Source organism: Clostridium sp. YIM B02500 (genome assembly GCF_022324665.1).
GTDB lineage: Bacteria > Bacillota > Clostridia > Clostridiales > Clostridiaceae > Clostridium > Clostridium beijerinckii.
In genome coordinates this window covers 14,710-27,565 of the sequence record NZ_JAKGTE010000008.1, presented here as the reverse complement: position 1 = coordinate 27,565, position 12,856 = coordinate 14,710, and the positions used below count along the sequence as shown (strand labels likewise).

Sequence of the window (12,856 nt, the reverse complement as noted above, 5' to 3'; positions counted from 1 at the left end):
AAAGTGCGATGTTTATAGCTAATTTCGAAAGAATTTTAGCATAATATTTTAATGAATTTTTGTAATTAAATATGGAATTTATTTGGGATTTTTCGAGAAATTAAAATATGTATTATATAAGAAGTATTGTTAAGCTTTTTATAATCATTAATTTTATTTCTCGTATAGGTATTGTAATAATAAATCTATATTTAGAATTGAAGTAAACTAAATATTAAAATAAAATTAGAGTGTAGAAATTTGATTACGCTATGGTTATATAAAAAAATATTTTTATATTGTAAATGTAAGGAGGAAGTTTTATGGCTTTTAGTAAAGATTTTTTATGGGGCGGTGCTGTTGCAGCTCATCAAGTTGAAGGTGGTTGGAATAGGGGGGGGAAAGGTCCCAGTGTTGCAGATGTAATGACCGCAGGAGCTCATGGAGTACCAAGAAGGATAACAGATGGAGTGATTAAGGGAGAAAATTATCCTAACCATGAAGCTATTGATTTTTATGGACATTATAAAGAAGATATTGCACTCTTTGCAGAAATCGGTTTTAAATGCTTTAGAACAAGTATTGCGTGGACGAGGATTTTCCCTAAAGGTGATGAATTTGAGCCTAATGAAGAAGGTTTGAAATTTTATGACAATATGTTTGATGAATTATTGAAGTATGGAATCCAACCAGTTATTACGTTAAGTCACTTTGAAATGCCTTATCATTTGGTCAAGAAATATGGAGGGTGGAGTAATCGAGAAGTTATTGGATTTTTTGTACGTTATGCAACTACTGTAATGGAGCGCTATAAGAACAAAGTTAAGTATTGGATGACTTTTAATGAAATTAATAATCAGAAAAATACTATAAATTCTATATTTGCATGGACTTGTTCAGGGATCCAGTTTAAAGAAGGTGAAAATAGAGAAGAGGTAATGTATCAGGCTGTTCATCATGAATTAGTTGCTAGTGCATTAGTAGTTAAGAAAGGGCACGAAATAAATCCTGACTTTCAAATTGGATGTATGTGTTCATTTGTTCCTATATATCCTTTCTCCTGCAATCCAGATGATATGATGCTTCAAGTTGAATCGATGCATGATCGTTATTTGTTTGCTGATGTACATTGCAGAGGTCATTATCCTTCTTATGCATTAAAAGAATGGAGCAGAAAAGGGTATGATATCAAGATGGAACTAGAAGATGCTAAAATTTTAGCTGAGGGGACTGTAGATTATTTAGGGTTTAGTTATTATATGTCTGATGTAGTTAAATCAGGAGTTAATGAAGTTGATAAGGATTCGGTAAATGGAGGGTCAAGTGCAAGTGTTAGGAATCCACACGTAAAAGCTTCGGATTGGGGATGGCAAATTGATCCTGTTGGGTTGAGATATTCTTTAAATTTATTATATGAAAGATATGAACTTCCATTATTTATAGTAGAAAATGGATTTGGTGCTATTGATGTTAAGGGTGCAGATGGTTCATGTAATGATAATTATAGAATAGATTATTTAAGGGCGCATATAAAAGAAATGAAAAAAGCAATTGAATTAGATGGTGTTGATTTGCTGGGATATACTCCGTGGGGATGTATTGATTGTATTTCATTCACTACAGGAGAAATGAAAAAACGTTATGGATTTATATATGTGGATAAAGATAATGAAGGAAATGGAACGTTAGAGAGATCTAAGAAGAAATCATTTGATTGGTATAAGAAAGTAATTTCATCTAATGGCGAAGAAGTTTAAATAATAGGCATAATTAGGAATGATGAAGTTTAAAATTCTGAGTATATATTAATAGGTGGAATTAGAGTGGTAGTTGTAACTACATCTATTATTTAACAGAAGCAAAATATTTTTATTGTATATATTAATAATTCATATAGAATATCCTTTATAAATTTCCTATATTAAGACGCTCACAAAATATAAATCAATTAGGAAGATTTTATTTGTTGTGAATGCAAACTTATTCCTAGAATGAAATAGAACTAAAGAATGAAGCCTAAAAATTCAAAATAATTTAAGTTAAGTAAATTTAGGAGTAGAAATACACAAAATACTGTGGTAAAATATTACTTATTTTGTTGCATATGCTAATGATAACGGATAACTTAGGAGGATACTATTATGGAAGATAGAAGGCACCTTGAGTGCATAGAAGAGACTTCTTATATATTATTAAAAAATCATAAAGTTTTTAAGGTGAGTCAACAGTTTGCAGAAATTACGGAATATACAACTGCTGACTTGCTTGGAAAAAGTATCAAAGAGATATTTAAAATTCTAAGAGTCGGCCCAAGCGTTGATGTAAAAAACATCGCTAAAAAGGCCGACTATTTTTTATTTACTAAATCTCTTGAATTTAGATCAATTTCAATGGAAATAATTAATGGAAAAGATACTCAATTATTTATTATAAGAGAAAATCCAAATTCAAGACTTGAAGTTAAACATGCATACTTATCAGAATTATGTAAATCAAACTTTGTGGGAGTAGCAGTTTATAGTGTTCCTGACATGATACTTATTAAAGCAAATCAGGAATATTTAGATTTCTTAGAACCTCCATTTGACCAATCATATTATAGTATAGGGCAAAGCATAGAGAAGATTATATTAGGATGGAGCGGAAGCAAAGTAGAAAAATTTTGGAAGGAAGCTATATTTACAAGAAAAGCAGTTCAAGTAAAAGAATATGAACATATTGGATATGAAAGGGGAATTACATATTGGGATTCCATAATTATTCCAGTTACAGAAGGTGGAAGTATCAAATATGTGGTAAGTAATACATCTGAAGTTACAGAAAAGGTACTTAATAGAAAGAAAGTTGAAGAACAAATGGATGCCATTAACATTCAAAACAAAGAAATGGAGGCTATATTTGAAAGTATTCCAAATGGAGTATTCGTTAGATCAAAAGAAGGAGATATACTTCAGCAAAATGAGATATCGAGAAAATTGATTGAATACCCTAATGAGGAAAAGACTTCACATGGAAAAAATAGTGAAGCTAAATACTTTAATGAATCAGGAAAAGAAATTGACATTGAAGATATGCCATCATTTCGCGCTTTGAAAGGTGAGAAAATTAAAAATCAACGTATTACAGTTATAGATAAATGTAAAGAAAGTGTTTTAGATATGAGTTCTTCACCTATTTATGATAAAGAAAATACTGTGTTAATGTCAGTTACTGCATTTGATGATATTACAGAACTTGTAAGTAATGAGAAAAAAATTAGAAATAATAGAGAGCAATTAAAAGCGATTATAGATAACATGTCTGATGGAGTTGTAGCTATAGGAAAATGTGGCAATCTGGTTATGCTTAATAAAGCAGCAGAGAAACATTTTAATGTTATAAAAATAATTGAAGGAAGAAATAAAAACGATGGTGAAATAAAATATTTTGATATTAATATGAAGGAATTGAAGGAGGGGAGCCTTCCGTCAGATAGAATTTTAAGAGGAGAAATAATTACTGAATATAGAATAATTATAAAGAGATATAGCGAAAATATATATATGTGTATAAGTGGTAATCCTGTATATGATGATAGTGGTAATTTCTTATTTGGAATGATGTGTATGAAAGATATAACGGAAAAAGTTAAACAGGAAAGAATCATAAAATCTCAACATGATTCAGTTTTGCAGGCGGAATTTGAAAGGAATGAAGCATTAGAAAAAACAATAGCTATGAAGGATGAATTTCTTTCTATAATATCGCATGAATTCAGAACACCACTAAATGTAATTAATTCAGCAGTACAAGCTATGGAGTATATTTGCTTTAATGAGTTATCAAATAATACTAAAAAATATTTGGGGATGATAAAACTTAATGCATTTAGGCAATTAAGGCTAGTAAACAATATTCTTGATATAACCAGTTCAAATTTGAAGAGTACCAAAATAAATAGAAAGAACATAGATATTGTGTTTTTTATAGACGTGATTGTTGAAGCTGTAAGATCATATGCTAGTAAAAAAGAAATTGGTTTAATATTAGAAACATCATATAAAGAATTTATGGTCGCTATTGATAATGAAAAATTCGAAAGGATACTTTTAAATCTGCTATCTAATGCTATTAAATTTACTTCTGATAATAAGAAAATAACTGTACGATTTAATGCTTTAAAAGAAAATATATTTATAGAAGTAAGTGATGAAGGTATAGGTATTTCAAGTGCTAAAATAGATACAATTTTTGAGCAGTTTGGGCAGGTAGATAGTTCTTTATCTCGTCAAGTGGAGGGGACAGGATTAGGATTATCATTAGTTAAGAAATTTGTTGAGGAACTAGGTGGGAGAATTTTTGTAAATAGTAAAGTTGGTAAAGGAAGTGCTTTTATAGTAATGCTGCCAAATGAAAAGGTTACCGAAACGTATGATTACAGATCATCAAAAGAGTTTTTTTACAATCACATTTTAGAATCAACTAAGGTGGAATTTTCTGATATTTATCTATGATCATAAAAGAATTGCAGTAAAATTAATGGAGGAGATTTTTATGTTTATGTATGCATTTTCTATTATAATTGTTGTTGTATCAAATATGATTTATCATATTTGCTCAAAATCAGTTCCGGAGAAGGCTAACCCTTTCTCTTCTTTATTCATTACTTATTTAACTGGAGTAATTGTAGCCGCTATAGCATTTAAATTTTATAAATCAGATAAAGGATTTTTTGAATCCTTTGATGATCTGAATTGGGCGAGTATATTACTAGGGTTTGCTATTGTTGGTCTTGAGTTTGGATATATAATGGTATATAGATCAGGCTGGGATATAAGTATAGGATCTCTAGTATCTAATATTCTTCTTGCACTTATACTTATTCCAGTAGGTATAATTTTTTATAAGGAAGGCTTTAATATAAATAAATTAATAGGAATAATATTATGCATTCTTGGACTAATATTTATAAATAAAAAGTAAGAATCAATCACTACAATTTCGTAGTGATTGATTTTTTGTTTAAAAGTTAAAAAATTCTCACAATATTAACTGTTTAATATTCGTATAATTTAAGAAGATTTAATTGTAGTGCTTAGTTATTTTAAGATTAATAAATATATTTTATATATTTGATTAAAATTTTAATATGCTAAGGTTATAATTTTAAAAAAGTAATCATATTAAAATACTATGAATTGAAATTTGAAAAATATATTCCTAGAATTTATGTTGGAAAGTATTTTAATAAAATCAATAACTTAATTTATATGAATTAAAATCAAGTTATGAAAGAGAGGAATATTTATGTTTCGGAGAAAAAATAAAATATTGGCTGGTATGCTTTCAATGCTATTATCTATATTGCTATTAAACGGTTGTGGAAGTACATCTGCAGAAATACCAACTAATTCATCAGCCGATAATCAATCATCAAGCGGTGAATCTGTATTAAGATATGCTGTAGAATCTTCACCTAAAGGTTTGTTTAGCCCATTATTATCAAATACAACGTATGATAATAATGTAAATAGCTTGGTATATTCACCATTGATTTTATTGGATGAGAATAATGATTTTAAGCCTGGACTTGCAGATAAATATGAATTTTCAGGTGATAATCTTACTGTGACATTCAATTTAAGAAAAGATGTCAAATGGCATGATGGAGAAGATTTTACAGCAGATGATGTTGCATTTACATTTACTAGCATGGCTGATCAAAAGTACACAGGATCAAGATTCAATGAAATTTCCAAAATAGTTGGTGCGCAGGATTATCATGATGGTAAAGCAGATTCTATAAGTGGAATTAAGGTTATTGATAAATATACCATAAGCTTTACATATTCTAAAGTTTATGCGCCAGCATTATCAAATTTTTCACAACGTGGAATTATTCCGAAGCATATTTGGAGTAAAGTAAATGTTGCTGATTGGGATAAGCAAAGTGATTTGCTTAATAAGCCTGTAGGAACCGGACCATATAAGCTTATAGATTTTAAACCAGACCAATATGTTGAATTAGCTAAAAACGATAGCTATTTTGGAGGAGCTCCCAAAATAGATAAATTTATTTTTAAGGTTGCTAATACAGAAACAGAGCTTTCGGAGTTAGCAAAAGGGGATCTTGATATTGTTGAACTTTCAAGCACAAAAGAAGAAGATTTAAAGATGTTAAAAGATGCAGGTATAAAAATAGAGGAGAAACCAAGTGCGAATTATCAATTTATGACTATGAATAGCAATAGAGATTTCTTTAAAGATAAAAGAGTACGTCAAGCAATCACTTATGCGATAAACAGAAAAGGCATAGTTGATAGTTTACTAGGTGAACATGGACAAGTAATAAATGCACCTATATCTCTAGCTGGATGGGCTTATCCTAAGTCAGGACTTAATACCTATGATTATAATGCAGATAAGGCTAAAGAATTACTAAAAGAAGCTGGATGGATTGAAAATAATGGAGTTCTTGAAAAGGATGGTAAGAAATTTGAAGTGGATTTAATGGTTCCGACAGGAAATAAGGTTCGTGAACAAAGTGCTCCAATTATTCAGCAAAATTTAAAGGATGTAGGTATTATAGTAAATATCAGTACTATGGATGTTGCTTCTGCTATGGCAAAAACTAAAGGACAAGGAGATTATGACATGGGATTATTAGGATTCACCTTAGAAGTTGATCCAGGTGATGCCGATCGTTATTGGTCTTCAAGCATTGCAAATAATTCTCAATTTAATTTTTCGAATTTTATAAATGCTAAAAGTGATGAATTTATAGAAAAGGCTGCAACTACTATTGATCGTAATGAACGTAAAGAAGTTTATGCAAAATGGGGACAATTATTGAATGATGAAGCACCATATGTATTTTTATATTCACAAAATGCTATTCGTGCTCATAATCCCAAATTGCAAGGATATAAGTACTCAGCATATTCTGTATTTCCAGACATACAAAACTGGACGATTTCAAAATAGTAAGTTACTGCGCAAGAGTGATATGGAAGTAAACTATAAAAATTAAAAATTTGATGTATTGGTTAGGGTAAAAGCCCTAACCGATATGATTTTATAGGAGGAGGTGATTGTTCTGCAAAAATATGTATTTAGACGTTTAATACAAACAATACCTGTATTAATTGGAATTTCTATAATTGTTTTTATACTTGTAAAGCTACAACCAGGAGATCCATTTTCATCTATGATGGATCCTAATCTTTCACAAGAAATGAAAGAAAAAATGTTGGAACAATTGGGATACAATGATCCCATATTAATTCAGTATTTTAAGTGGCTAATGCAAGCTTTACAGGGGAATCTTGGATATTCTATTCAATTTAAACAGCCGGTTCTAAATGTTATAGGCAGCCGGCTGGGCAATACAGTTATCTTATCTATATGCTCAATGATTCTTAGTATTTTAATAGCGATTCCATGTGGAGTTATAAGTGCCACAAAACAGTTTACTAAAACTGACTACATTGTCACAGTATTTGCATTTATAGGATTATCTATTCCATCCTTTTTCTTTGGTATGATTTTGATTAAAGTGTTTTCTGTAAATCTAGGATGGCTTCCTATATCGGGTATGGTGACTACAGGCGTTAATTTAACTGGCTTATCATTTGTAATAGATGTTGCAAAGCACATGTTATTGCCGATGATAGTTCTTGCGCTAATGAATACGGCTAGTTTAATGCGTTATACACGTTCTGATATGATTGAAATTTTAAAAACAGATTATATACGTACAGCACGTTCAAAAGGAGTTAGGAAGAGGAATGTTATATACCAGCATGCCTTAAAAAATGAATTACTGACTTTAATTACAGTAGTAACTATGCAGATACCATCATTATTATCAGGCGCTCTTCTTACAGAGACAATTTTTGTTTGGCCAGGGATTGGAAGGCTGAACTACAATGCTGTTATTAGCAGGGATTATCCACTTATTATGGGCATAGTTATGATGGTTGCGATAATAAGTTTATTTACGAATTTATTGGCAGATATACTTTATGCAGCCGTAGATAAACGTATAGAATTTGATTAAGGGAGGAAAGGTGTGTTAAAACATGTGATTTTAACTAGGTTTCTAAAGAATAAGCTGGCCGCAATTGGTTTTTGTCTTTTAATTATATTTGTATTAGCAGCGATTTTTGCACCATTTTTGTCAGGTTATGGGAGAGACACGATAGATTTAATGAATATAGAAAGTCAACCAAGTTTAAGGCATTTATTTGGAACAGATGAACTTGGAAGAGATGTATTTACTAGATTATTATATGGTGGACGCATTTCATTGGGGATTGCAGTAAGTGCAACTGTTTTGCAGTTGTTAATAGGAGTTACGTTAGGCTGCATCAGCGGATTTTATGGAGGCTGGATTGATAATGCAATCATGCGTATAGTCGATACAATTATGTGTTTTCCTTTCTTTGTGATAGCAATTACAGTTGCTGCGCTAGCTGGACCTAGTGTTTGGAACGTAATTTTGATTATAGGTCTTTTACAATGGACGGGAGTTGCTAGAATTGTAAGAGCTGAAATTCTTTCTATTAAACAAAGTGAATTTATTGAAGCTGCACGAGCTATGGGGCTTAACAGTTTTGAGATTATTATTAATCATTTGCTACCCAATACATTATCACCGGTTATAGTGAATGCTACGTTAGCTGTTGCACAAGGGATTTTAATGGAAGCTGGTTTAAGCTTCTTAGGATTAGGAGTAAAACAGCCCGAGCCAAGCTGGGGGAATATATTATCAGCAGCTCAAAGTATGCGTGTATTGCAATATGAATGGTGGCTTTGGATTCCTGCAGGAGTATTGGTATTCTTATCAGTTCTATCAATTAATTTTGTAGGGGATGGACTTAGGGATGCTCTTGATCCCAAAATGAATATATAGGAGGGGGGCAAATATGGATAAACAAATTCTCTGTATTAATAATCTATCTGTTAGTTTCGGGGAAGGAAAAGATAAAGTAATAGCTGTAGATGATGTAAGCTTTGCTTTTGAAAAGGGCAGAATACTAGGAATTATCGGGGAATCTGGTTGTGGTAAGAGTACTTTAGCTTTATCTATCATGGGATTGTTACCAGATAAGATAAGTAATATTGAAAATGGAGAAATATTATTTAATGGAAATGATTTAAGTAAGTTTACAGAAAAACAATTTGAATATATTCGTGGAAATGAAATTTCTATGATATTTCAGGAACCAATGACTTCACTAAATCCAGTATTTAAAATAGGAAGGCAAATAGCAGAGCCGCTAAAGATACATAAAAGTTTGTATGGGAGAGCGCTTAAGGAGAAGGTAATTGATATTCTTAGAGCAGTCCATATTCCAAATCCAGAAAAAGTTTATAATTCTTATCCACACAACTTGAGTGGAGGGATGCGTCAGAGAGTAATGATTGCAATGGCTCTAAGCTGTGAACCAGAAATATTAATCGCAGATGAACCTACAACAGCGCTAGATGTAACTATTCAGGCTCAAATTCTATTTCTATTAAAAGAATTAAATAATAAAGTTAAAACATCTATTTTGTTTATTACCCATGATTTATCGGTAGTTGCTGAAGTCTGTGATGAAGTTATGGTATTGTACGGAGGAAAGGTGGTTGAGCAATGTAATGTATATGAGTTATTCGATAATGCTAGACATCCTTATACTCTTGGATTATTGGAGTCACAACCGCATAGGTGTGAAAGTGGAAAACCTCTAAAAAGTATTGAAGGAATAGTGCCATCTTTATCAGATATGCCATCAGGGTGCCGATTTAGTAATAGATGTTCTAAAAAGTTTTGTGTAAAATGCGAAAGCGAGATTCCGCCATTATTTAATATTAGAGATAATCATAAAGTAGCATGTTGGTTATATGAGGAGGGAAAGGATTTTGATTGACACTATTTTAGAAGTAGATCGGATTAGAAAGAAATATGTAATTGAAAAAAGCTTTTTGGGAAGAGAAAAGATTGTTTTAGATGCGGTAAATGATATTTCATTCTCAATAAAAAAGGGAGAATGTTTTGCGTTGGTAGGAGAATCAGGATGTGGAAAGTCTACAACAGCCAGAACTATATTGAAATTAATAGATGCTGATGGTGGAAAAGTAATATTTGAAGATAAGACTTTATTTGATGTCGAAAATAAGAAATCAATTAGTAACAAAGAAATGTGCAGATTAAGAAAAGATATGCAGATTATTTTTCAAGATCCATTTGCTAGTTTAGATAAAAGAATGAAAGTTGGACAAATTATAGCAGAAGGAATTAAGAAACATAGATTGATACATGGGAAAGATGCATTTAATATAGCAGAAGAATACTTAAGGATTTGTGGTATGGATAAAGAAGCTATAAATCGATATCCTCATGAATTTAGTGGTGGTCAACGTCAACGAATAGGAATTGCTAGAGCTTTGGCTGTTCAGCCTAAATTTGTGGTCGCAGACGAACCAGTAGCTGCATTAGATGTTTCTATTCAAGCACAGATTATAAATTTACTGAATGAATTAAAAACACGATATCTACTAACTTTTCTGTTTATATCTCATGACTTAGGCGTTGTAAAATATTTCTGTGATAGAATTGCAGTTATGTATTTAGGGAACATTGTTGAGCTGGCTGAAAAAAAAGATTTATTTGATAATCCGATGCATCCATATACAAAAATGTTACTTGAATCTATGCCGGTTAGTCATCCAAAATTGAGGAAGCAGAGGCTTAGTGTAAAAGAATCAGAGATAACATTGAAAGATAGAGAAAATGGGTGTAAATTTTGTAATCGCTGCGTATATGCATATGAGCGATGCAAAAATGAAATTCCTGTCTTTAAAGAAATTGAAGGTGAGCATTTTCTTGCATGTCATTTATATGATTGATTGGTAATTTTAGTACATTGTTCCACCTGTTTCATATATCGTTACATTGCTTAAATATAGAGGAATTTAAATATTTTTGTGGAAATATAGAATTTATGAAATATATTAAATTTAAAGTAAAAGTTTTTTTAAACTGATATGCTGAATTTTCTTGGTTTACAGAATGAAAACGCTGCTTAAACATAAAAATTAGCAATAATATATTTAGATTATTATACAAGAGAGTGAGGTGTAAAATAGGAAGATATAAGTTAAATCATGAGTATCTATCCTATTAAGTGAATGAGTGAAACAGGTATATGTGGTTGGTTATCAAGAGATGGAAAATTTTATGAATGTGGTGAATCTAAACATAATCTTTTAGCATCCAGGTTAGAAAAAGAATTGGGATTAGAAATGTTTGATCAGGAGAAATCAATTTATCTTCATGATACAGCATTGCTAGAGACTCTTGGGTTTATTAAATTTACTCAATCTACCTATGGATTAGTAGGAGATAATTATGACAATCAATTTATGTTATTCTTTGGAAAAAGATTTTCTTATGAACAGCGAAAATGGATGGAAGAAAATATATTAAAGATGTCATCATATCAAAGATCAGAGTGCAGGCAAAGATTAATTTTGGGGTACTAAAATAATCATATAACTATGTACATATTCTTAATGTGCATATGAATGTTATAGAAATTATATATTGGGAATTTGAAATGCATAATTTTTAACTACGCGTGGTTTATTTAAATATTCGGGACATATCTAAAAATAAATAAACATAAAAATAGAGCTAGTATCATAGATGTTAGAATACTAGCTCTATTTTCTAATTAACATTATTTAATTGCAATTTATAATATTGAAAAATAAACATTTAAACCTGTATAGTAAAATATAAATACAATGACTAGATTTTTTGTGTAAAACTGTTTTGTAACATATTTGAAAAAAAGATGAAGTAATATACAATTATGTTATAAGTATTGAAGGGAGGAATAAAATGAAAAGTCTAAGATTAAGAAATATCATTATTTGTACATTGGTTGCAGCTTCGATCACAGCGCTAACCCCAATAGGAGTTTCGGCAGAGTGGAAGTCTAATTATAAAGGCTGGTGGTATACAGAAGGTAATTCGTATGCCATTGGATGGAGAAAGATAGATGGCTTTTGGTATTATTTCTACCAAAATGGATATATGGCACAGAACACTACTATTGATGGATATTACTTGAATTCCAGAGGAGTGTGGATTGACTCTGTAAATACATTAATAGGACAAGAAATATTAAAGAATGTCAGTATTCAAAATCCATCATTCTATATAGAGTGTCCAAGTAGTGGAGTGGATATTAACAACCTAGAAAATATTATTAAAGATGATATAAGCAAGCTAAAAATCACTAACTCTTATGAAATGTTTAATGTATCTGATTATGATGTAACCATGACAAGTTATGGATCAGGTAATATTGGAATACAGGTTAAATGCAATTATAAAATGACAGCAGGAATGGAAGCAGATTTAGATTCAAGAGTGAGATCTATAGTCGCACAGATTGCTCCAGATAGCATGAGTCAGCTAGAGAAAGAACGTGCGATACATGATTGGATAATAAATAATACAAAATATGATCAATCCTTAACTATATATGATCCTTATAATACTTTAATTAAACATACTGGAGTCTGCGAGGGGTATTCTCTTTTAGCCCAAAAAATGTTTACTGTTGCAGGAATTAAATCAATGGTTGTAGAGGGTACTGCTGATGGACAGGCTCATGCATGGAACTTGGTTTATATAAATAACAAATGGCGTCATGTGGACTGTACGTGGGATGATCCTGTATCTAATTACGGTGATGTTATACAATACGACTATTATAACTTAACAGACCAAGAAATAAGTGCAGATCATTCATGGGATACTTCAGTTTATCCAAATGCTAATTAGGTATACAATTCAATTTAAATGAAAATATATATTATGCAATATAAAATACTAAAT

Annotated in this window: 10 protein-coding genes; all 10 read left to right on the top strand. The window is 30.8% G+C overall.

Features of this window, described 5'->3' with window-relative positions; all coding sequences use genetic code 11:
- The first annotated feature begins 302 nt into the window (after positions 1-302).
- On the top strand, positions 303-1,736 hold the full coding sequence (locus tag L1S46_RS08530; protein ID WP_238899759.1) for a 6-phospho-beta-glucosidase: 1,434 nt from the start codon (positions 303-305) through the stop codon (positions 1,734-1,736).
- Positions 1,737-2,120: 384 nt separating this feature from the next.
- A complete protein-coding gene (locus tag L1S46_RS08525) occupies positions 2,121-4,472 on the top strand; it encodes a PAS domain-containing sensor histidine kinase (protein WP_238899758.1) in 2,352 nt (783 codons plus the stop codon).
- 40 nt (positions 4,473-4,512) lie between these two features.
- Positions 4,513-4,941: an EamA family transporter gene (locus tag L1S46_RS08520; RefSeq protein WP_012060140.1), complete on the top strand. Its 429-nt coding sequence runs from the start codon at positions 4,513-4,515 to the stop codon at positions 4,939-4,941.
- Positions 4,942-5,265: 324 nt separating this feature from the next.
- A complete protein-coding gene (locus tag L1S46_RS08515; protein WP_238861296.1) occupies positions 5,266-6,942 on the top strand; it encodes a peptide-binding protein in 1,677 nt (558 codons plus the stop codon).
- A gap of 103 nt (positions 6,943-7,045) precedes the next feature.
- Entirely contained in the window at positions 7,046-8,017 is a 972-nt protein-coding gene (locus tag L1S46_RS08510; RefSeq protein ID WP_077308815.1) for an ABC transporter permease, read from the top strand.
- 12 nt (positions 8,018-8,029) lie between these two features.
- Positions 8,030-8,872 carry an oligopeptide ABC transporter permease gene (gene opp4C / locus L1S46_RS08505; protein WP_077308813.1) on the top strand — a complete coding sequence of 281 codons (843 nt, stop codon included), beginning with the start codon at positions 8,030-8,032 and terminating at the stop codon, positions 8,870-8,872.
- Positions 8,873-8,885: 13 nt separating this feature from the next.
- Entirely contained in the window at positions 8,886-9,875 is a 990-nt protein-coding gene (locus tag L1S46_RS08500) for an ABC transporter ATP-binding protein (protein ID WP_238899757.1), read from the top strand.
- Positions 9,868-10,854 (top strand): ABC transporter ATP-binding protein, encoded by a 987-nt coding sequence (locus L1S46_RS08495; protein WP_238899756.1) that lies wholly within the window; start codon positions 9,868-9,870, stop codon positions 10,852-10,854. The genes L1S46_RS08500 and L1S46_RS08495 overlap by 8 nt, the downstream gene beginning before the upstream one ends.
- A gap of 282 nt (positions 10,855-11,136) precedes the next feature.
- On the top strand, positions 11,137-11,490 hold the full coding sequence (locus L1S46_RS08490) for a hypothetical protein (protein ID WP_012060134.1): 354 nt from the start codon (positions 11,137-11,139) through the stop codon (positions 11,488-11,490).
- Between the two features lie 361 nt (positions 11,491-11,851).
- Positions 11,852-12,802 carry a transglutaminase domain-containing protein gene (locus tag L1S46_RS08485; RefSeq protein ID WP_238899755.1) on the top strand — a complete coding sequence of 317 codons (951 nt, stop codon included), beginning with the start codon at positions 11,852-11,854 and terminating at the stop codon, positions 12,800-12,802.
- The last annotated feature ends 54 nt before the right edge of the window (positions 12,803-12,856 follow it).